This is a genomic window from Cyclobacterium xiamenense (genome assembly GCF_009467825.1).
Taxonomy (GTDB): domain Bacteria; phylum Bacteroidota; class Bacteroidia; order Cytophagales; family Cyclobacteriaceae; genus Cyclobacterium; species Cyclobacterium xiamenense.
In genome coordinates this window covers 189,617-212,401 of record NZ_WIOK01000004.1, presented here as the reverse complement: position 1 = coordinate 212,401, position 22,785 = coordinate 189,617, and the positions used below count along the sequence as shown (strand labels likewise).

The window sequence follows — 22,785 nt, the reverse complement described above, 5'->3', positions numbered from 1 at the left end:
CTGATGCGAACTCCTTACTTTAGGTTGTTGAATTGACCTTAAACCCAATGTACGGATGAGAATAAAACGTGCTGCATTTTTATTTTTGTTGCTCTTGCCCACGCTTCCCTCGGTTTGCCAGACCGAAGCTACCGCACCACCTTTGGTTTTTCCCCGCCAATTTATCCATCCGGGCTTACTACAAAATCAGGAGGACTTAGACTACATGAAGGCCAAAATCGCCTCTGGCGATCCGGACTGGCAAGCCGCTTTTGAGCGCTTGAAACAGGAGGCTTCTTTGGATTTTCAGCCGCAACCTTTTACCCATGTCGTGAGGGGATCGTATGGAAGGCAGGGGAAGGGGCATCGGGAGTTGTCCGCCAGTGCGCTGGAAGCCTACCGGCATGCCTTGTTGTGGTTCGTTACCGAAAATCGGGCCCACGCAGAAAAGACCATTTCTATCCTGGCTGCCTGGTCCGAAAGATTGTGGGATTTCGATGACAACGATGCCAAACTACTTGTCGCCCTAACTGGACAACATTTCCTCAATGCTGCTGAACTCATTAAGCATACCTACGATGGCTGGAAAGACGAAGATCAGAAAGATTTCGAACGGATGATGCTCACCGTGTACTATCCATATATCCACGACTTTTTCACAGAGGCGAACGGCAACTGGGATGCCGCCATGATCAACACCATGCTTTGTATCGGCATTTTCACGGACCGACCAGCGCTTTTTCAACGCGCCGTCGAGCGGTTTTACTGGGGACCAAATAATGGAGGCATTACCAAATACATCTACCCCAACGGACAGGTGCAGGAATCGACACGGGATTGGCCTCACGTGCAATTGGGGCTTGGGGAATTGGCCAAGGCGGCACAGGTAGCCTGGACACAAGGGATGGATTTTTACCAGGTAGCGGAGCAGCGACTCGCACTTGGTTTCGAATACACCGCAAAATACATGCTGGGGGAAGAAGTGTCCATATACGGAACGATTTCTCCCAGAGGAAGGGGAGAATTCCGCGACATTTACGAATCTGTGTACCAACACTACACCGAACTAAAAAATTTGCAAATGCCCTATACCGAGCGGGCGATTCAGCACACCCGACCTGCTTCCTCCTGGTATTTTCTGGTAGCTCACCGAGCCCCAGCTCCGGCAGCACCTACCGATTGGGCTAGTCCCCCATTGGCAAACGCCCGACCGCAGACCGGAGCACAGGAAAACCCGGAATGGAATCCGAACGAGGGAGATCTGATCGTAAAGCCCGGCGAGTCTATCCAACGGGCACTTGAGCAAACTTCCGGTACAGGCAGGAAAGTTTGGTTGCAGGAAGGAATATACCAAGTGGAGGAAACCTTGCTGATTCCCGGCGGTGTACATTTGGAAGGCAAGGGAGCGGCCACTGTGTTGATGATGGAAGCAGGAAAAGCAGGATTGACGATCGGTAACAGCGATCCGGAGATACAAGACGTGGTCATCCGTCACCTGTTGATCGAGGGCGCGGAATCGGTAGATCCTGGCACGGATCCCAATCAAGGGCGGCGTCAACGTGCGCAACAGTCCGCCTTGCGAAGGGAAGGGTTGGTTTTTTCTGCCGATACCGAGGGTCAACTTCAAAACATCCGACTGGAGCAGGTTACCGTTCGAAACTTTACCAAACACGGTGTTTCCATCCGGGGTGCCGAAAATTTGGAAATCATCCGCTGTGACTTCAGCGATAATGGATCCAATGTAGTCCCCGGAAAGGGACTGCATCACAACCTCCACCTCTCGCGGATCAAGAACGCAACTATCAGCAAGGGTCGCTTTTCCAACGCTCCCTGGGGCAGTGGCATCCACCTGTCATATGGGGAAGCCATTGTGATGGAAGGCAACGAATCCTCCAGAAACAAACTGCATGGCATCCACCTTACCGAAAGCGGCAACCTGCTGGTCGAAAACAACCTGCTGGAAGGAAACGACCGACACGGATTGTTTTCAGACAATTGGCTGGAAGGCGTACGGAACCTAAAGGCAAAAAACAACATCTTTCGCAACAATGGCGAAAAGGGCAGCCAGGTTTCCGAGTGGAATCAGGGAACCATGGGATACAATTTGTCGGTGGACAATAAAGGCGACTTACGCCATGGAAAATCCACGAAGGCTTTTCACCGAAACTTTGAAAAGGTACGTACCCTGATGGATTTCGAATCAAGTCCCTGGGCAGGTGGCATACAGCAGGCCGGTAATCCACTTCTGGCCGCCCGCCGCATGGTGTACCATTTTCGGGAGAGAACCCAGGTAAACCATCCGCTTCGCCGTCAATTACGCACCGATCCTATAAACCTGGCAACGGAGAAAGAACTGGAAATAGCCCGGAATGCGCTGGAACACCGCATGGTAGGGCAGCCTGCCTATCCTCCCTTTTTCGTCGGGGAGGACATCGATTGGGCCAGCAGACCGGTTCCCGACAACGAATGGGTCTGGCAGTTGAACCGAATGACATTTTGGGATGCCATGGGTAAGGCCTATAGGCAAACTGGAGAGGAGAAATATGCCCGGGAATGGGCACGTCAACTGATGGACTGGATAGAAAAAAACCCGAGAGACGAAGATCATCGCTACGCCTGGAGATCCATAGAAACGGGGATACGAGGTCACCGTTGGACGCAGCTTTTTCACTATTTTATCGAGGCCCCCTCCTTTACACCGGAAGCACTGGTCAGTTTTTTGGCGGCCTTGCACGAACACGCCGATTTCCTCATGAGCAAATACAGCCAGGGAAGCAACTGGGCCTTGATGGAAGCGGAGGGATTGGCATTTATTGCAATGAACTTCCCCGAATTTAAAGAGGCGGACGAGTGGTTGACGGAGGCGATTCGCCGCCTCAATGCAGAAATTCATAACCAGGTATATGCAGACGGGCATCAGCGGGAACTCGCCTTTGGCTACCATATGGGCAGTATCGGGTGGTTTTTACGAACGTATGCTATGGCTGAAATGAATGGGAAAAGCCACTTGTTTACGGATGATTACCTGTCTATGATCGAGAAAATGGCCGAAGTGCCCGTGAAACTTGCCTTTCCGGACGGTACCACGCCACAGTTTGGCGACGCCTGGACAGGCAAACCGGGGCAATATTACCCACGATTGATCGAATGGGCGAAACTTTTTGACCGGCCTGACTTTTTGTATGTGGCCACCGGGGAAAAACAAGGAGAAAAACCTGATAGCCTGGCCTTTGCCTATCCGAACAGTGGACTATACTCCATGCGAAACAGTTGGGACCCAATGGCTACCTGCCTGGTCCTGAAATGCGGCCCCGACGGTGGAGGACACAGCCAACCCGATAATGGCACCTTCGAATTGTATGTAGGTGGAAGAAACCTGACACCAGACTCGGGGAGTTTTATCTACAGTGGCGACCCGGAGGGAAGGGCCTGGTTCCGCCAAAGCCGGGTACACCAAACCCTTACCCTCGACGGCGAAAACATTGCCTATGCTCCACGCTTGCTGCTGTGGCAACCCGGTACGAAACACGATGTACTGGTCGTAGAAAACCAAAATTACGAGGGCCTCGCTCATCGACGCGCTGTCATCTTTTTTGATCATTCCTTTTTTATCCTAATCGATGAGGCCATTGGAAAGGCGAGCGGTACACTGGACCTAAATTTTCAATTGGCCCCCGGACCGGCAAGGTTGGACAAGGAAAATCTGGCAGCGACCACACAATTTGACACCGGGTACAATTTACACGTACAGTCCCTGCAACAGCAAGCACTGAGCCTGGAAGAAGCGGAGGGTCAGGTATCGTTTGTTTACACCAAAAAAGAACCTCGAACGGCATTTTCCTTCCAAAAGGAACTGAAAAACCGGTCCAAAGGAACGCGCTTTCTCACATTGCTACTCCCCTTTCGGGAGGAACTTCCCGAAGTATCTGCCCATATTCAGGGAAATCCCGCAATCGGTTCCCGGAAAATACGCCTGACAGTCAATTATCAGGGCACTGAAGAAACCATTACGTATGAATTACCAAAATGAACGGCACTCCATGAATTCTGTATGTACCTTTGCTCCATTTCTGATACGCTTCTCTCTTCGTATCCTGCTGCTGGTGGGTAGTTTAGGGACCGCATTACCGGTGCTGGCTCAGCTCCCTCCGCACCTTCCCTTTCACCTTACCCAGGCCGGATGGCAGGAAAGCGGGGTAGCAAACGAGGACCTATTACGCGTGATTGAAGCTACGTGCAGGGTGATGGCGGCACAACAGGATGCCTCTGGTGCCATCATTGACCCCTACCTGAAGCGGGAGCACCAATATGCTACCCCTTATTTCGCATTTGCCGTCGGGGTTTTATTGGATGCCGGGGCTGGAAACGAGCTAAAGGAAGCCGGAATCCTGGCGATGGAGCACAGCACCCTGAATTTTTCGAACGGAACGAAATCCATACCGGATGAGCACGGGGAATTTTTTATTAGTCCGTTAACGCATGCGCTGGAACTTTATGAGGACCATGTGGACAACGCCCGGCACGACCGCTGGACGCAACGAATGAAAACGCCTCTTTCCGCAGTCATGCAGAATTTCGACGGGCGGATCAACAATTGGCGTACCTACGCCATGAAGGGCGAATGGAGCCGGGCAGGTAAAGGGCTGCGTGAAAAAGCAGGCGCTACCAAATTTATCGAAAAAGCATGGAAAGAGTACAGCCAACGGATCCGAATCGTAAACGACCGATACAATCTCTACCAGGACTGGAGCAGTGACCCCCAATCTCTTGCGGTAGAAGCGGTAGGCAGGGGCAACCTCCTTGCCTTGGCGATGGAGGGATACGACGGCCCTTCCTCCGGGGAAATCCTGTCTGCGGTGAAAAACGGGACGCACACAAGCCTGTTTTTGCAGGCCCCGGATGGGCAGGCTCCCCCCAATGGGCGGACAGATAACCACATTTTTAACGACGTATTGTACCAATTGGCATTTGATGTATTGGCAGAAGACGCCTGGAAACAGGGAAACCACTACCTGGCCGGTCAATACCGGCGGGCGGCCAATCTGGCTTTTCGGAGCATTCTGCGCTGGCAGCGCACAGCGGATCCCTGGGCCGGTTCTTTTTTCATTACCAAAAATTGGTTTGAGCCCGGAGATCGAATCGGATACCAGCCGGCCAGTCAATGGGGTAACTACAGCGGAGCCATCGTGCAGCACCTGGCAGAAGCCTACCTGAGCAGGAAATCAGCCATCCCGGAAAAGCCGGCACCTGCCGAACTGGGTGGGTATGCGTTTGAAATAGATGATCGGTTCGGAGCCTTTTTTGCCAACGCAGGGGGCTTCCAGGTGATGGTAAACCTCCGGGGTGCAAGCGTACCAAAGTACGGCCTGAGTTGGACTCCACTGGGTACCGTGCGCATGATCCGGGAAGGCTGGGACGGAAGGCTGGGCCCTGCCGATGGCGAGCATGAGCTGAAAAGAGGCAACACGGTTGACCTGGTTACTGGCAGTGGCGACCGGGTGGATCGGTACCGTCCGCAATCCGGAATCTCCTTTGGTCCGGAATGGATGGAAAACGAGCACTGGGTACGGATCGCTGACCTGCCCGCCAATTACCAGGGAGAAGCAGAAATTCACTTCGTCCACCCCTTGTTGGTGCGATTCACCATTCACTACAGCTACGTGACCGGAAGAGGGGGGCCGTTTTTTAGTCAGGAATTTATCCTGACTCCAGACATGCTGGTAACCCGGCTGAAAAGTGCCCAGGATATTCCCTTTGGCCTTACAGTCCCACTGCTTGAAAACGACGGACGTCCCCTCTCTACCCAAATTACCAACGAAATGGCCCATACCGGGTATACGGATCAGGGAGATCGGCAATACTTCATCGCCTTAAACGAGCAGGTACGCATCGATACCGGTGCTACAGCCATACAAAGCACCTATGGTTGGCTGCAACCGGTACGGTTTGAAACGAGCGAGCCATCTACCGACCTATTGGTGTACCCGAGAAAATCCGGGGAGCTGGAAGCTACTGCCCTGAGGAGGGGATTTCGATGGACGGGAGGCGGGTTTGAAACACCGCTGGCCAGTGTTGGAGCATCCCATTACATCGGAGAAAAGCTGGCCGGGGGAGAGGGGAAATCCCTGGACCTGGACGGGGATGGCGAATCCGAGGTAGTTTTCGACAAATCCTGCCTATTTGTCCTGCAAATGGAGAATGGCCTCGTTCAGGCCGTGGAAACGGACCGGGAGGTGGATCTGGAGTACCGGGGAAAGACCTACAAACTCTCCGCCTACCAGCCGCTTCAGATAAACCATCGTTTGCAAGAATAATTCCTCACTTCGTAGGTCTAAGTCAAACAATCCGGGTAAATTTGGGTTCCTGATCACGATCACCGTCAAATCACACCCATGAAAAACGGAACGCTGCCTGTCTTTTTTATCTTTTGCCTGCTATTACTCGGGGTTTCGTGTACCAGCAAGCTCGATACCGGTTCCATTGATATTTCTAACTGGAAAAAGGACCGCAACGGCTGCCTGGGCTTGCGCATCCAGGACCTGGAGGAGTTGCGGGAACTAAAGAACAGCTTTCTGGCCAGTTACAACCAGGAACTCATCAAGACATTTGGTCGGCCGGACCGGGTTGTGTTGGTAGACAAAAGCCAGAGTTTCTTCGTTTACTTTTTAGAACCGTCGGATGAGTGTGGGGTAAAACCAGAAAAAGAACCTTTGAAGGTCCTTTTTCGTCTCAATGCGGTAAGCAAGGTGAGTGAAGTAACGATTACCTATCTCAATCCATAAAGCAAAGAGCGGCTGCTCCAAGCGTTCCGGCATCGTTTTCGAGGGTAGCCCGCTGCATCTTAATATCAGAGAGGTAATACGGACTCAAATACTGGTGCACCGTTTTGTCCAGAGAAGGCATAATGTAAGGCAGGGCTGCAGAGATGCCACCTCCAAAATAAATCTCGTTTACATCCAGTATGCGAACCGTGGATACGATGGCTTCTCCAAGGATCTCCCCTACTTCAGCGAAGGTTTTCAGTGCGATCGAATTGCCCGCTGAGGCGGCTCCCACCAACACATGCATGCCCAATTCCTGTCCGGCTAGTTGGCCTACTTCCTCCGGGAATGTATCCATCATGCGTGCGGCAATTTTCAGTATCCCATTTCGTCCGATTAATGGTTCCAAACGACTATTTCCCCTGGAAAGCATGTGCCCCATTTCCATCGCATTTCCGCGAACGCCTTTAAATACTTCCCCATCCAAAATCAGTGCACTTCCAATTCCTGTTCCCAGGGTGATAAACAAGTAGTCCTGCGAGGTCTGTCCTGTTCCGAAATGCAGCTCTCCTACCGCTGCCGCACTGGCATCGTTTTCCAGGTGGAAGATGGTATTCGGATATTTTTCTAGTAGGGCGCTTTTGAGATCAAATCCGTTTAACTCGGAAATGGCCGGTATTTCAAGCGTTGTCGTGCGGTCCTTGCTTACCAATCCCGGCAGGCCGATTCCAACGTGTTGTACTTCGGGGAACTTAGCGAGGTATTTTCCCACCACCTCAACGAAAGCCAGGTTAAAACCCAATGGGTTCTCTCGAAGGGAAGCGGTAATTTCTTTTGCAAACTGAAGAATCTGGCCTTTCGTATCAACCAGCCCAATTTTTACATGCGTACCCCCTACGTCTATACCCAAAAAGTTTTCCGTTTTTTTATCCATAGTATCTGCGAATCAAGTATGTGTTAATTGTTAAGACCTGCAAGGGAACGTACAAGCTTCCACCTCCCAGCCAAAATGACCGCGCAAGTCGACGGGTAAAAATAATGGTTTTTCCGTGAAATTCTCGAAACAAGGCCAGGAATGGAAAAAATAAACCCGGTGTGGGTTTCAAACCGAATAAATCCCGTCTTCTTTGATTACTATCATTTTCTTTTTGTAAAGTTGGCCTATGCACTGTTTAAACTGCTTTTTACTCATACCCAATTCGTTTCGAATCTGCTCGGGATCGGACTTGTCCGACAAGGGCAAGAAACCATTTTCCTGTACCCTCCGAAGAATAAAATCTGCACCCTCTTCGTATTTCTGTCGCCCTACCGGTGTTAGTTGTACGTCGATCTTACCATCTTCCCGTAATTTCTTAATAAATGCCCGAACCGACTCTCCGATTTGGACCGGTGTAAAAACCTCGTTTTCGTAAATCAGCCCTTCGTAAAAGTCCTGTATTAAGACCTTGTAGCCGAGCGCCGTCCGATCAAAAACCAGTGCCTCCACTTCCTGTCCCACCTGAAACCCACTGGTATCGGATAGTAGAAAATCTTCGTATTTGGATACCCCCACGAGTCGATTGGTCCGGTGGTCCAGGCAAACCATGGCCAATACCCGATCCCCTTTCCCCACTTTCTCCCGCATTTCGGAAGTTGGGAGGAAAAGGTCCTTCTCCAGTCCCCAATCCAAAAAGGCACCAATCGCCGTCAAATCCTTGACTTCCATCACGGCAAACTGATCCAGTAGGGCCACTGGACGATCGGTTACGGCCACCGGACGGTCTTCGCTATCGGTATACACAAAGACCTCCACCGGGTCTCCTTCTTTTTCCTCCCCCTTGAGGTAACGCTTTGGCAGCAGTACTTCGCCGGAATCACTCAGCTGCAAATACGCGCCGTTTTCCGTAAACCGGTTGATGGGAAGGGTGCTGATTACTCCTAATTCTTTCATGCAATGTGTGGTTACAGGACGGACACGTTCCGTGCAATACGACACAAATGTAGTGATTTTACGGAATTCCGGCGGGCTGAAATCGGTGATTGAAGAGACCAGTGCTACCACCTCATTTCCAGATGGTGCCTAAAAACTGCAAAAAACGAATAAAACAGTAAAATCGGCATCCAAAATGCACACGCTGCAGAAAAAGGCACCCAATTTTTATAAAAGGTCGATAATTTTTGACGGCAAAACCAAATGTAAACTTATTTTGGTTTTCTTTGTGTTCCATACACCATTTGACCAAAGCCAACCTTTTCCATGGAATCGATTATTTACGCCATCAACGATATTATCTGGAGCAATGCCTTGATCGTCCTTTGTTTGGGTGCCGGGATCTATTTCTCCATTGTTACCAAATTTCTACAGGTCCGGTATTTTCGGGAAATGATCAAACTTCTGTTTGGAGGAGAGTCCTCCGACAAGGGGGTCAGCTCCTTCCAGGCCTTTGCCATTGCCATTTCCGGAAGAGTGGGAACGGGAAACATTGCGGGTGTAGCTACGGCAATTGCCATGGGAGGCCCTGGAGCCATTTTCTGGATGTGGATCATTGCCTTTCTGGGGAGTGCCTCTGCCTTTATCGAAGCCACGCTGGGACAGCTATTCAAGGAGATAAAGGGGGGACAATACCGTGGCGGGCCTGCTTTCTACATAGAAAAAGGATTGGGCATCCGGTGGTACGCCATGCTGTTTGCCTTCGCAACCATCCTCAGTACGGCCTTTTTCTTACCCGGTGTACAAAGCAACAGCATTGCGCTTAGCGTGGAAAATGCATTTCAGGTTCCCACCTGGATAACCGGACTGGTAATTTGTTTTTTTCTGGCGCTGATCATATTCGGTGGCGTGAAGCGAATCGGTAAGGTGGCGCAGATTGTGGTGCCTTTTATGGCTGCGGCCTACATTCTGATGGCGGTGATTATCATGGTACTTAACATCACGGAAATCCCGGGGGTCATCCGGTTAATCGTCAGTTCGGCTTTCAATATGGAATCCACCTTTGGCGGGATATTTGGGATGGCCATTTCCTGGGGGATCAAACGAGGCATCTACAGCAACGAAGCAGGGCAGGGAACCGCACCCCATGCTGCAGCAGCCGCCGAAGTAAGCCATCCGGTAAAACAGGGCCTGGTTCAGGCCTTTTCGGTCTATGTGGACACCTTGTTCATTTGTACCGCGACCGCTTTTATGATCCTGTTTACGGGGCAGTACAATGTGGTCGACCCGGAAGGAGGGTTCATTGTGGAAAATCTTCCGGGAGTCCCTATTGGACCCGAGTTTACCCAGTTTGCCATTAGCGAGCATTTTCCGAACCTGGGCCCGGGTTTTATTGCCGTTTCCCTGACATTTTTCGCCTTTACCACGATCATGGCTTATTATTATATTGCAGAAACCAATTTAAGTTTTCTTCAGCGGGACCAACACCGACAGTGGCCGTTTTTTTTGCTGCGTGCCCTGATTTTAATAGCCACCTTCTATGGGACGATCCGTACAGCCGCACTGGCCTGGACACTGGGAGATATTGGCGTGGGCATGATGGCCTGGCTAAACATCATTGCCATTTTCCTTTTACGAAAGCCTGCCATGGATGCCTTGAAGGACTACGTGGAGCAACGGAAAAAAGGCCTGGACCCCACCTTTAATTCCGACAGCCTGGACCTAAAAAATACGGAAGAATGGGACAAAATAGACTAAACAGACGAGCCTTGCTCCGGAAAGGCGCCCTACCTGCCCTGTAATTAGCGTTAAGTTTTGCCGGCAAGCCCGCAAAGGATGGAATAATTTTCTTATCTTTTTAATCGTTATCAGACAACAAACGATTCAGGCATGCAACAAACCTTAAACTTACCTACTCCCGGAGCTCTCGTACTCTTACCGGTGGTGTACATGGTGTGGTCCGAAACCCTGATTGATGGTCAGGAAAACAAACCTTTTTTAAAGTTTCTGTCCCAGGCAGACTGGCTTAGCGAAGAAGACAAATCCTTTCTCAAAGAGAAGCTTAACCCAGAATCCCCTCCCACACGGGAAGAAATGGAATTTTGGTGGGAGACCGTTCATGCGGCTACTGAAGAATCCAAAAACTACCCCAACCTTGTATCCCTGGGCATCGACCTGCTAAAAAAAGCGCGCCCGGAGGCCCTGTATTCTTTTCCCCTGCAACGGGCGGAAAAAGAATTGGCCCAACTTGAAAAGGACCTTGGAATCGTCGGGCAAGCTGCGGCGTTAAGTTTTAAATCTTCCCACAGCAATGTTTCTACCCAATACGAAACCCGGGAGGACTTTGCCGTTCAGGCACTCACGGAACTACTGGATGGTCCACGAAAACCCTTGATCGATTCACTCAAGCAGTACCTTGCTACGGAGGACTTTGCCTACATTCAACCGGATGACCTGGAAAAATACCGCAATCAAGTGCTTACCTGGTGTCGCCTGCTGGCGGAAAAAGGCTATGGGTCCATTGGCTATCCGACGGACTACGGGGGAAAGGACGACATGGAAGCCTATTTTACCGTGATGGAGACATTGAGCTATCGGGACCTGAGCCTGGTCATCAAGTTTGGGGTGCAATTTGGCCTTTGGGGAATGAGTGTGCTGTCCCTGGGTACCAAAAAACACCACGACAAGTACCTGAAAGCAATCGGCACCCTGGAACTTCCCGGTTGTTTCGCCATGACGGAAACCAATCATGGGTCAAACGTGAAAGGAATTGAAACCCGGGCAAGCTACGATCACGAAAGTAAAACCTTTACGATCCACACGCCACACCGGGATGCCCGAAAGGAATACATTGGCAACGCTGCGCTTCACGGCCGAATGGCTACGGTGTTTGCCAAACTCCTGATTGATGGGAAAGATTATGGCGTAAGTACCTTCCTGGTCCCACTACGGGACGAAGCAGGCACTACCCTGCCTGGCATTACCATCACCGACTGTGGTCGAAAAATGGGACTAAACGGTGTAGATAACGGCTTGATTTCGTTTGACAACGTGGTGATTCCTAAAGAAAACATGTTGGATCGTTTTTCTTCGGTAGATGCGCAAGGAAACTTCCAAAGTCCCATCGCCAGTGATAACAAGCGTTTTTTTACCATGTTGGGCACCCTCGTTGGGGGTAGAATTGGCATTCCCCGCTCGGCGCTGGCAGCAGCTAAATCCGGATTGACGATCGCCATTCGGTACGGGGATCGGAGAAAACAATTCGGCCCGGAGGGAGGCGAAGAAATCCCCATTCTCAATTACCGCATGCACCAGCGCCGGCTAATCCCCTTGCTGGCGAAAACCTATGCCTGCCATTTTGCGATGGAATACGTCACCAATCGGTTTCTTAAGCGACAGGAGGAGGAAATGCAGGAAATCGAGGCCCTGGCAGCCGGCATGAAAGCCTACGTGACCTGGCACACTACTGCTACGCTGCAGGAATGCCGGGAGGCGTGTGGGGGAAAAGGGTATTTGTCCGAAAACCGAATCGATGCCCTAAAGAACGATACCGATATTTATACCACTTTTGAAGGAGACAATACCGTACTCATGCAGTTGGTCGCGAAAAGCCGCCTAAGCGCCTATAAGGAGCAGTTTGAGAACATGAATTTGTTTACCATCATCAACTACGTGGCTTCCAAAACCAAAACGTCCATTACCGAAAAAAACCCGCTAATCATTCGGAATACGGATGAAAACCACCTGCTGGATCCCGATTTCCATTTGAGTGCTTTCGAATACCGGGAAAACAGCATTTTGGATGCCGCTGCCCGGCGATTGAAACGCCTTATGGACGAGGGCATGGACCCCTTCGATGCCGTAAACGTGTCCCAGCATCACCTGGTAAACGTGGGGCAGGCCTATATTGAGCGGGTGATCCTGGGAAAATTTATCCAAAAAGTCAAGCAGACCCCGGACTCGGCCATCCAAACGGTACTCAATAAGTTGTGTAATTTATTTGCCCTGTACCAGCTTGAGACCCATAAGGGTTGGTATCTGGAACAAGGCTATATGGAGGGGGTAAAGACCAAGGCGATCCGAAAGATGGTCAACCAACTCTGTTGGGAAATCCGGAAGGATGCTGTCCCCCTTGTCAATGCATTCGCCATACCAGACGCCTGCCTGGCTGCTCCGATCGCCTTGTAATGGACGAGCTCATTGTTTTCGCCGTACTGGGCATCTCCTTGATCTTGTTTATTTGGGGAAAAATCCGCTACGACCTGGTGGCTTTACTGGCGTTGCTAACCCTTGCCGTGACGGGCCTGGTACCCTTCGAAGACGCGTTTTCCGGATTTGCCCACCCCGCCGTGATTACAGTGGCTGCGGTGCTGATTGTAAGCAAGAGCCTGGAGAATTCCGGGATTGTTCAGGTAGTCGTACGGCTAATGGAAAAGGTAGGCAAAATCATCAGCCTGCAAATAGCCGTCATGGCAGGTGTAGTGGCTTTGGCCTCGGGCTTTATGAACAATATCGGCGCCCTGGCCTTGTTTATGCCGGTAGCCATTCAGATTTCCCGAAAAAACAACTTCTCCCCATCTCTGGTGCTGATGCCCCTTGCCTTTGCCTCCCTATTGGGTGGATTGACCACGCTTATTGGCACACCACCAAACATCATCATTGCGACCTTCCGCAGCCAGAACGGGGATGCACCGTTTGGCCTGTTTGATTTTGCACCGGTAGGCGCCGGCATCGCACTGGCGGGAGTGGTATTCATCGCACTGGTTGGCTGGAGACTAATTCCCCGAAGAAAATCCAGCGATCCGGATGAATCCTTGTTTAACATTGAAAACTACATTACGGAAGTACGCATAGCCCCAGAGTCCGATCTGAAGGGTGAAAATATTCGGCAACTGCTCAACGAAAACGAGCAGGACATGAAAGTCCTGGCAATTATCCGAAATAAGGAACGGATTCATGCCCCCGGACCTTTCCTCCTTTTAGAGGAAAACGACATTCTCATTCTTGAATCCAATACCGAAAACCTGGAGGAATTCCTGGGGACCCATGGCTTAAAACTGGTGGGTACCGAAGATTTTTCCGACGAAGTAACCGACGAGTCAGACATTACCATGGCCGAAGGAATTATCCAGGAAAACTCACCCCTACTGGGCCAAACGGCAGCAAATATCCACATGCGTTCCCGATACGATGTAAACCTGCTGGCCTTGTCCCGGGGTGACCGAACCCTAATCAAACGAATCGATCACGAAGTATTTCGTGCAGGGGACGTTTTGTTGCTGCAGCTTCGAAGCAGTCAGCTATCGGATATCTTTCAGGAGATGAAATGCCTGCCTTTGGCAAAAAGAAACCTGGACTTGGGCAAGCCCAACCGATCCCTGCCCGCACTGGGTATTTTTGTTGCGGCCATTATCTCCGTTGTCGCGGGACTATTACCGGTAGCGATCGCTTTTACCCTGGCGGCCATGCTGATGGTTTTTTCCAAAATACTTCCGCTAAAGGACTTTTATACCAGCATCGATTGGCCTGTCATCGTCTTGCTGGCAGCCATGATTCCGGTAGGAACGGCTTTTGAGACCAGCGGAGGGGCAGCGTCTGTTACCGAACTCATGCTGATCTATTCCGATAGCTTCCCTGCCTGGAGCATGCTCCCTGTCATCATGCTCACGACCATGCTGCTATCTGCCGTCATAAACAATGCGGCTACCGTTGTTTTGATGGCGCCAATTGGCCTTAAAATTGCCGAAAGCCTCGCCCTCTCTGCAGACCCCTTTTTGATGAGCATTGCAGTCGGAGCCTCCGCCTCGTTTCTTACCCCTATTGGCCACCAATCCAACACCCTGGTGATGGGTCCGGGTGGCTACCGCTTCGGAGATTACTGGAAACCCGGACTTCCCCTGACACTGCTGGTCATGGTGGTAGGTGTGCCCCTGATACTTTGGTTCTGGCCGCTTTAGTCGGTAGTGATGCTACCCCACCAGTCCGAATTGGGTTCCCAATCCTCCTTGAGAAAATCCAGGCGCTGTTTTTCCAGCCGGGGCAATAGCACCTGCTCCATTTCTTCCAACCGCTTGTTGTACAGCTCCCGATCGAATTCGGGGTCCGGAACGGGCAGAGACACCTGTTTTTTTTCCAGGTACCGGCTAAGCAGGGCGGTTAGCCTTGCGTGTTCGGCTGGATTTTCCTGAGATAATTCCTGCGTTTCGAAGGGATCATCGGGGATGTGGTACAATTCCTCGTGCCCGTCCTCAAAATAGCGAATTAGCTTCCAATCGCCTCTTCGGACCATGGCCGAAGGAACGCCGCCCTGGTTGCCATAATGGGGGTAGTGCCAGAAAATGGCGCGCGCTGAAGGAGTTTCCCCATCCAGCAGCGGGACCAAACTCATCCCCTCGATTTCCTGGACCGGATCCGTTTTCAATCCTGCCAAGTCTACCAATGTGGGAAAAAAATCAGCCCCCACCACCGGATAATTCAGCGTCTTACCGGCCGGTTTGCCGGGGACTTTGATCAAATAGGGCACCCGAATCCCCCCTTCCCAGTGCTGGCCCTTGCCACCCTTTACCAGAAGGTTAGTCGTTGCGAACGCGTCACCTGCCACCACTCCTCCATTGTCCGAAGTAAATACCACAATGGTACGCTCATCCAATCCCAGGCTCCGTAAGCGATCCAGAACGATCCCCACAGCATCGTCCACAGAAGCCACCAATCCGGCATAGTTGGGATTGTCCTGAACCGTCCGGAAAGGTAATTTTTCACCCATTTCAAATCCCTTTTCACGAATCCCCATGGATTCGGCCTTATCCCGGTATTTTTCCCAGCGATCCTTGCTGGTTTGCACGGGTGCATGGACGGCATAAAAGGACAGAAAAGCGAAAAAGGGTTCTTCTTTGCTGTTCGTAATGAAATCGGCAACCTCACGCCCCAGCCGAAGGGTTAGGTTCTCCCCATCCGGACCATCCGTGATTTTTGGATTGTTATAGGGCGAAAAAAAGCCACCGGCAGGTGAGCCCTTGTCCCAACCCGCCACGTTCGCATCAAAACCGTGGTCTTCCGGATAGCTCCCCTCCCCTCCCAAATGCCATTTTCCGGCAAAAAAGGTACGGTAACCGTTTTGTTTAAACGCCTCCGCAAGGGTGGTCCCATCGGCTGAGAGTTCGTGCTGGTAATCCGCCGGCAACATGGGATCATGTCGCTGATGGGTTCGCCAATCGGTTCCTGTCTTTGCCCCGATCCAGTCGGTAATGCCGTGACTAGCGGTAAACTGACCCGTCATGATGGTTGCCCGGGCCGGACTGCATACCCTGCTTCCCGAATAGCCATGAATAAACTGAACGCTTTCGCTGGCCAATTGATCCAGATGAGGTGTCTCATGAAAGGGAGACCCGGAAAAACCCAAATCCGCATAACCCAGGTCGTCTACTAAAATGAAAAGTACGTTGGGTGGTATTTGCGTTTCCTGCTTGCAAGCAAATAAAACCGATACCAGCAGCGCAATCGGAAGAACAACAGTTGCTTTTTTCATGGGGTAAATACTAAGGGGATTGATGACTAGTTTTCGATTTCTTGGGCATAAAGTTTGAATACCGGGTTGGGGCGGTGACTCCGCTCCATCAGGGCTTTTAGCTCCGCCACCCGTTCCGGATAGCGATCAGCCAGGTCGGTTTGCTCACCGGGGTCCTCGGCCAGGTTGTACAACTCTATGGGTGGATTTGGATCGGTATTCAACCGAACACGGATCGCTTTCCAATTGCCCTGTCGGACGGCTTGTTTACCTCCCTGCTCGATAAACTCCCAATAGAGGTACGCGTGTTGGGCTTGCTCCTCCGATTGACCCAATAGTGTGGGTGCAAAGGAAATACCGTCGGTAGTGGCGGGTACTTCCGCTCCGGTAAGGTCCCCGATCGTAGCGAACATGTCCCAAAACGCAGAGGGATGATCGCTTTTACCCGGTGCTATTTTTCCTGGCCAATTGGCAATCATGGGAACCCGGATGCCTCCTTCGTACAAATCCCGCTTGTGTCCCCTGTACGGCCCGTTGCTGTCAAAGAATTCCGGATCCGCTCCCCCTTCGAGGTGCGGGCCATTGTCGGAAGTGAACACCACCAGGGTGTTTTCGCGCAAACCCAAGTCTTCCAGTTTATCGAGTATTTCTCCTACCTGCCGGTCCAAGAGTTCCACCATGGCCACAAAAGCTGCCCGGGGATTGTCCTGAGACATGTAGCCTCCGATTTTATAGGTCGGCCCTTCATCCACCCCTTTATACGGTGTTTCCTCAAACCGCCCCAGGTGCTTTGCCATCTCCTCCTCCGGAGCAATCAATTCCGCATGGGGAATGATACTGGGAACATAGAGAAAGAAGGGCCGGTCCTGGTAATCCTCGATAAACTTCAAGGTCTGCTCGTGAATCAAATCCGGTCCGTAAACACCGAGATTGGTTCCGGCGTTGTCTTCAAGCACCACCGAATCCTGGTTGTGCCAAAGGTGGTAGGGGTAATAATTGTGCCCCATGCGCTGGCAATTGTACCCGTAAAACACATCCACCCCTTGATTATTGGGATCTCCCTCGGAACCGGGATACCCCAGTCCCCACTTGCCAAAGGCCCCGGTGGTGTACCCGGCCGCTTTTAAGGATTCGAAAATGGTGAAAACCGAATCAGGCAAAGGGTATTGCCCTTCGGGTTGAATTTCATAATTGCCCCGGACCGGCGCGTGGCCGGTATGAAGTCCCGAAACGAGGGTACTTCGGGAAGGCGCGCAAACCGTAGATCCGGAATAATGGTCGGTGAAAAACATTCCTGTTTCGGCCAATTTATCGAGATTAGGCGTCTTGATGTATTCCTGTCCGGTAAATCCCAAATCCCCATAGCCCAGGTCATCGGCCAGGATGTATACGATGTTGGGTTTCGGACCCTCCGTCTGAACTGTTTGATCGGTATTACCTGAGGAACAGGCATAAAAAGCCAGGCCAAAAAGGCCGCAACTAATGGTACGATGCATGGATGGTTATTTTAGAAAATTGTACAGCGGTCAAATTACCAATAATTTCAACAAAAAGAAAAGGAAAACGTCCGGCGGCAATTGCATGCGGCCGCCTAAAAATACACAACAACGGTGGGAACCGTATCTCGTTGGCGGGCAATGGTGCATTTGGTAACCGATTAGCCCGCGTTGAAAAACCGACCTTACTTCGGGAAAGCCCGGTGGAGCATTGTTTCGCATTCGCTTTTTTACGACAGCCATGTGTCTCGATGTATGTTGATTGGTGTATGCATAAGCGCTGTACGCTTTTCTGTGAATCCACCCCTAATTTTGGAAAAAAACGGCCATGGAACCGCTCAAAAAAGAACACCGCTACCGCATAAAGTGGCTTTACCCCCCCAAAGCATAAAAAACGCCGTACCAGTCGAAGTATTTCCATAAAGCATGAGAAATAGTCCTAAAAAATGAAAGGTAGGCCAATTAATCCCTTACAAATTGGTAGTTACTGGACCCGGTTCAAACCCAGATTCCAATAGGCAACCGTTTGTTTTACCGAGCGGATCGGGAGAATAATCTGGCAATCAAGGGTAAAAAAAATCAAACCATAGGTGTCATTTTGTTCAATTATACACGCTGAATCCAATTACTGCCGTTCATCATTCGTTGCTCACCAATAGGGAAAAGGTAAAAAGAAAAACCGTGAACTATCTATTTAATTCGTTTAATCATTGATAAATTAGTTAATAAAATTTGCTTACAATCAAACGAAAGGGGACGAATCATCCCACAATCCTTTTGCTGAGATCTGCGATCAAATCCTCAGCTTCTTCCACGACTATTTGGTATTCCCTACCCGCTTTCGTGTGAACGCGAATACCGGGATACCCCCTTTTTCTCGCCTCCCTTTTTTCAACCCCGGAGATCGTTTTATAGTCAATATCCGTTTGCCCTTTTTGTATGTTCAGCGCGTGGGACTTGAAAATAAGTTTTTTGTTAGTTAAAAACAGTTTGCCTCCTACTCCTTCCATGCCTTTGAAAAGGGTGGCGGATGCTTCTCGCTGGATTTCTTCCCCCGGATCCAGTACCGGATGGATGCCCGCGTCAATTTTGCTAAACACCGCTCCCCCCAGCCGATTAAAGATATAGGGGAATACCAAACCAAAGGAAAGACCAAAAAACAGTCCCCGAACCAGTAAGCCCTCTGGCGAATACCGGGTTTCACCCGAAAAATAGTCCATTGCCCAAATTCCAAGGGTGTATAGCACGCCCATTTGAAAAGCAAGCATCAGGCGGTATTTCCAGTCTGTTCTCATTTTTATCTGTAATGCGGTGTTAAAATCATTTTCTAGCGGTCATCACCTGGGCCGACTCCGACTTGAAATGGCCTTGCACACATGCGCCGGTAGCAATTACCTCCATCGCTTTCTTCCAACTCCATTTGGCCTGCCATTTTTGTATTCTCAAGGAAGCGGAAAATCCTACCCGGGGCCATCCAACTTTCGGAATTAGTTATGCTTTTCCATGGGTTGTTCAAAGGATATTTCGATAAACTCAGCGGGTTGGCTCAGGGCTACCAAAACCCTTACCCGCAGGATACCGTTCCGAATGTCCTCTACCGTCATCGTTTCCCCCAGACCAATATGTACCGAGAAAGCATCCGCAGGACGCGCACCGGCCAGGGCGCCCGTTTTCCATTGCTGTGTCAGGAAGTTTTCCAGCATGGATTTGATAGTGATCCAGGTAGCAGCCTGATTGGGTTCAAAGGTATAGGCTTTGACCGCAAACAGCATCGATTGTTCGAGTACCATCGCGGTCCGTCGCACAGGAATGTATCGCCAGTCGGTACTGTTTCCATTCAACGTGCGCGCGCCCCAAACCAGCACCCCTGCTCCCACAAATGAGCGGATGGCATTGACCGCTTTTCCATCCAAGGGGGTATTTAGGTACTCCTGCTCTTCTGAGGAAATGGATACCGACGGGGCAATGACGGAATTAAGGGAGAGGTTGGCGGGGGCTTTCCAAACCCCGCTCGTGGAATCCACCAAGGTGTACAACCCGGCCATTGCTGGCGCCGGAGGTAGCTGATTGAGGTACTTTCGCAGCAATCCCATTAGTGAGCTATAGGAATGACTTACCGTCAAAAGCGTGCGGTGCAAGTCAGCGGGAGACAATTTACCGGAAGTATCGGGATTATCGTCCCAGCTATTCAAGGCAGCTGATGTATAATCGGGAAGTTGTTTTACCAGAGATAAAATCCGCTCCTTTCGTAGGGCTTCGCTTTTTGATTCATTTTCGGGGTGATCGACTAAGGAAAGTTCCCCACAGATCATTTCAACCAGCCGGCCCAGGCTATCGTCCGTCAGATTTTGAAAGGACAGATCCGATTCGTTTACGATCGTTGTTTCCAGCCAGGGATAATAGGCGGCGGCGTAGCTGAGTGATTCAGTGCCGATCTCTTCGCGGAACCATTCCACAACGGACTTCCCGCCCCAGGGATTTTGCAAAGCTTTGTAGCCCTGGTACACATCCAAAATGGCCATACGGTTCCCCATCTGCGCGCAATGGGCAATTACCTCGCGGCAAACGCCGTAAAATGCCTCGGCTGTATCCAGCGCTACGGCATCGGGAACCAGTACCAGGGTGGGTTCCATTTCCTTTTCCAACGCCTCCAGACCTTCAAGTAGGCTCGCTGCCTGAATCTTTTCTGTATCCTTGTAGTTTCCAACAGATACAACATGGCAGGTACCGCCACCATTTCCGAAAAACAAGCGCATGGCGGCGTAGAGCCGGTATTCCGGTCCTACCCTAGTCAGGCTATAGCCATGAATTTCGCCAATCGGTTCATCTACTACTTTTTTGTTGGTGCTTTCCTTAGCCGCCGTTCCCGGTTCCAATTGGCTCGATTCTTCTTTGTGCCCAAAAAGCCGAAACAGGCGGGAAGGTGGTCCACCAAAAAACTGTTCAAATTCGGCAAATGAGGTAATACGTCTGTGTTGGTTTGCTGGGCTTTTGGCCGTATACCCGATAAAAGCCGGAACCGCACTTGGTACTTCCACCACCGAAGAAGGGAAGGCATTTTTTTCTTCGATATATATTCCTGGTTTTTTGATTGTTCCCATAGTTGGATCTTCGGTTGCCTGAGGATTAAGGTAAGGAATATTAGGCGAAATCTGCTGGGAATGCCGCATTAAAATACCCTCTATGAGGCTACCGATACTTATTTTTTCCCTCCACGTTCGTTCGGTACCCAAAAATCATGCGTTCGATGCAGGAATAGCGACGGCTCCGGCAAAACTGATTACGTCTCCGGCAATAGTACCCTCAGTAATATACGGGTCTAAAACGCAGGCCGTTTTTTGTATTGAACTCCATAGCGGGCGCCGGAATCTTGATCATGTTCATGGCATGAAAAAGTCCTTTAAGAAATCCATGTCGGGTTTTGATCTTGCGCAAATCCATATCAAGGCTGATAAAGTACTGCCGATACCGGTATATGTGCTTAACCGACTCACCGTTGATAAAATCGGGATTTTCAAATTCCCCCAGCATTCCTTCCCCGCTGTACCCTATTGACAGGCATAGCCATGGCGGCCAGTTGTCCCAATCAAAGAAACTACCCGGGCTGAAAGAAAACCAATACGTTTGTGCATTGTAATCCTGCACAAGTTGGGCCCCAAGCGTCCTACCTAGTGTGCCGGGACGTAAAGACGCGTACGGTGAGGGGTAAAAAGAGAATTTGGGAAGCATGCGTTGCTCACCCCATGCCATTTCCTGGCCAATAAAAATTGCCGATCCTACCGTGTTGGCGGCCACATCAGACCAGGAAAATCCGTATCCTTCGTACATGCCGTCAAACAGTTCGATAGGTAGTTGCAGAACAAATCCCAATGAACCACCTATCCACAATGCTTTTGACCTGCTTACGCCCGCCCAGCGCAAGGCTTCGTATCCCCAATAACTCTGCTGATACGCCACATAGCTATGGGCAAACTTGTCCATCTGCAACCAACCGGTGTGGTCCCTGTAGAATTGAAAAGGGACGCGTTGGCTATCTGCATACCAAATCTCGGATAGATAAAGCAGGCCAGCAGTAAAGCCCAGGACCCCGGTACCGGCCACTACTGTGAGCCTTGCTTTGGGCGCACCTTCGTGGCTTGCGGAATCTGCCGTTTGAGCGGAACTGGAAAAACCCCCTACAAAGAAAAGTAGCCATACGGACGCCGCCATGCCAATACCTGCAGGGAATTTATTCGAACGTTGGGTTCCAAACCTCATGCCCTGCATACCTGGAAATTGCAGAAAGGAACGGAAGGCATCGGGTACCGGCAAAACTACGCTCATCAAACGTAAGGCTTGCCGGTACAGCGCCTGTGGAAAAAGGTTACCGACATTCATCGAAAATTCGTTTGAGATATATCAATTGCCCGGTATGGTAGGAGTGGTGATTGGCCATGAGGATAATTTCCCGGAGTATCGTGTAATCCGGAGCATGCGCAATGGGGGCAAACAGGTCAATTGAATCATCTTCTACCAGCTGGATCAGTTCTTTTCGGTCGGCAAAAAAACCTTCTGTAGATTGGTTCCAGGTATGCGGATCTGCTTCGGATGTTGGCCAATAGTCCTCCGGCCATTTCCTTTCCCGGTAGTTGGGGTTGTTTATAAATTCGATGATATCCCGCTGCGCCCTTCGCATGTGTTCTACCAGGAACCAGGGAGAATGGGGAATGCCCGAAACTTTTTTATTGATGGCCTCCAGCGGAAAGTCGGTCACGGCCCTATCGAAAGTCATGTGTGCTTTTTCGCCACTTAGCGATTCGATGAGGTGTGTGCGTAAAATCTGGCGTTCCGTTTGGTTTAAGGGCATCGTAGGAATGGGGTTGGTTCGACTTACCAGAAATATAGACGTACGTGCCGCCGCACTTAACAACTAAGCTTGGAAGCCTGTATTGACCAGGGTCAAGAGGCGATTTTTTCGAAACTGTACAGAAATGCAGTGTTTTATAGCTGATTAGATTACAGTTAAAACCGAAAAGTATTGATTGAGACGCAAATGGCTTGGAGGCAACGGTTTTGCTAAGAACGGTAGCATGGCATCATGATCCGGCTGTGAGGCTGGCCCCCGAAGGGAAGCCAGACAGCGTTGAGCTAACATTC

14 protein-coding genes are annotated in these 22,785 nt (G+C 50.7%); 6 read left to right on the top strand and 8 right to left on the bottom strand.

Features of this window, described 5'->3' with window-relative positions; all coding sequences use genetic code 11:
* Positions 1-55: 55 nt before the first annotated feature.
* The 3 genes from GCU44_RS04705 (at position 56) to GCU44_RS04695 (ending at position 6,761) form a co-directional block, all read left to right on the top strand.
* Positions 56-4,009 (top strand): heparinase II/III family protein, encoded by a 3,954-nt coding sequence (locus GCU44_RS04705; RefSeq protein ID WP_154854443.1) that lies wholly within the window; start codon positions 56-58, stop codon positions 4,007-4,009.
* Positions 3,993-6,293, top strand: a complete 2,301-nt coding sequence (locus tag GCU44_RS04700; protein ID WP_241684837.1) for a hypothetical protein — start codon at positions 3,993-3,995, stop codon at positions 6,291-6,293. The genes GCU44_RS04705 and GCU44_RS04700 overlap by 17 nt, the downstream gene beginning before the upstream one ends.
* A 78-nt stretch (positions 6,294-6,371) precedes the next feature.
* Positions 6,372-6,761, top strand: a complete 390-nt coding sequence (locus GCU44_RS04695; protein WP_154854440.1) for a hypothetical protein — start codon at positions 6,372-6,374, stop codon at positions 6,759-6,761.
* On the opposite strand, the gene GCU44_RS04690 is transcribed toward GCU44_RS04695, so the two are convergent.
* Together GCU44_RS04690 and GCU44_RS04685 are read right to left on the bottom strand one after the other, a co-directional pair.
* Positions 6,751-7,674: an ROK family protein gene (locus tag GCU44_RS04690; protein ID WP_092168603.1), complete on the bottom strand. Its 924-nt coding sequence runs from the start codon at positions 7,672-7,674 to the stop codon at positions 6,751-6,753. The two genes, GCU44_RS04695 and GCU44_RS04690, sit on opposite strands and share 11 nt — an antisense overlap.
* A gap of 168 nt (positions 7,675-7,842) precedes the next feature.
* Positions 7,843-8,670, bottom strand: coding sequence for a CvfB family protein (locus GCU44_RS04685; RefSeq protein ID WP_154854438.1), 828 nt, complete (start codon positions 8,668-8,670; stop codon positions 7,843-7,845).
* 306 nt (positions 8,671-8,976) lie between these two features.
* Between GCU44_RS04685 and GCU44_RS04680 the strand changes: the two genes are divergently transcribed.
* From GCU44_RS04680 to GCU44_RS04670, 3 genes are all read left to right on the top strand, one after another.
* Complete coding sequence (locus tag GCU44_RS04680; RefSeq protein WP_154854435.1) at positions 8,977-10,407, top strand: alanine/glycine:cation symporter family protein; 1,431 nt, start codon at positions 8,977-8,979, stop codon at positions 10,405-10,407.
* Between the two features lie 132 nt (positions 10,408-10,539).
* Positions 10,540-12,837, top strand: coding sequence for an acyl-CoA dehydrogenase family protein (locus GCU44_RS04675; protein ID WP_154854432.1), 2,298 nt, complete (start codon positions 10,540-10,542; stop codon positions 12,835-12,837).
* Entirely contained in the window at positions 12,837-14,606 is a 1,770-nt protein-coding gene (locus GCU44_RS04670) for an SLC13 family permease (protein WP_154854429.1), read from the top strand. The genes GCU44_RS04675 and GCU44_RS04670 overlap by 1 nt, the downstream gene beginning before the upstream one ends.
* Here the strand turns inward: GCU44_RS04670 and GCU44_RS04665 are convergent.
* From GCU44_RS04665 to GCU44_RS04640, 6 genes are all read right to left on the bottom strand, one after another.
* Positions 14,603-16,174, bottom strand: coding sequence for a sulfatase (locus GCU44_RS04665; protein WP_154854426.1), 1,572 nt, complete (start codon positions 16,172-16,174; stop codon positions 14,603-14,605). The two genes, GCU44_RS04670 and GCU44_RS04665, sit on opposite strands and share 4 nt — an antisense overlap.
* 26 nt (positions 16,175-16,200) lie before the next feature.
* On the bottom strand, positions 16,201-17,649 hold the full coding sequence (locus GCU44_RS04660) for an arylsulfatase (protein WP_154854425.1): 1,449 nt from the start codon (positions 17,647-17,649) through the stop codon (positions 16,201-16,203).
* A 761-nt stretch (positions 17,650-18,410) separates the two neighbouring features.
* Positions 18,411-18,944 (bottom strand): GRAM domain-containing protein, encoded by a 534-nt coding sequence (locus GCU44_RS04655; RefSeq protein ID WP_154854422.1) that lies wholly within the window; start codon positions 18,942-18,944, stop codon positions 18,411-18,413.
* Positions 18,945-19,136: 192 nt separating this feature from the next.
* Positions 19,137-20,750: a phage tail sheath family protein gene (locus tag GCU44_RS04650; protein WP_154854420.1), complete on the bottom strand. Its 1,614-nt coding sequence runs from the start codon at positions 20,748-20,750 to the stop codon at positions 19,137-19,139.
* A 202-nt stretch (positions 20,751-20,952) separates the two neighbouring features.
* Positions 20,953-22,026: a DUF2279 domain-containing protein gene (locus GCU44_RS04645; RefSeq protein ID WP_154854417.1), complete on the bottom strand. Its 1,074-nt coding sequence runs from the start codon at positions 22,024-22,026 to the stop codon at positions 20,953-20,955.
* Complete coding sequence (locus GCU44_RS04640) at positions 22,013-22,495, bottom strand: DinB family protein (protein ID WP_154854414.1); 483 nt, start codon at positions 22,493-22,495, stop codon at positions 22,013-22,015. Before GCU44_RS04640 ends, GCU44_RS04645 begins: the two co-directional genes overlap by 14 nt.
* Positions 22,496-22,785: the final 290 nt, after the last annotated feature.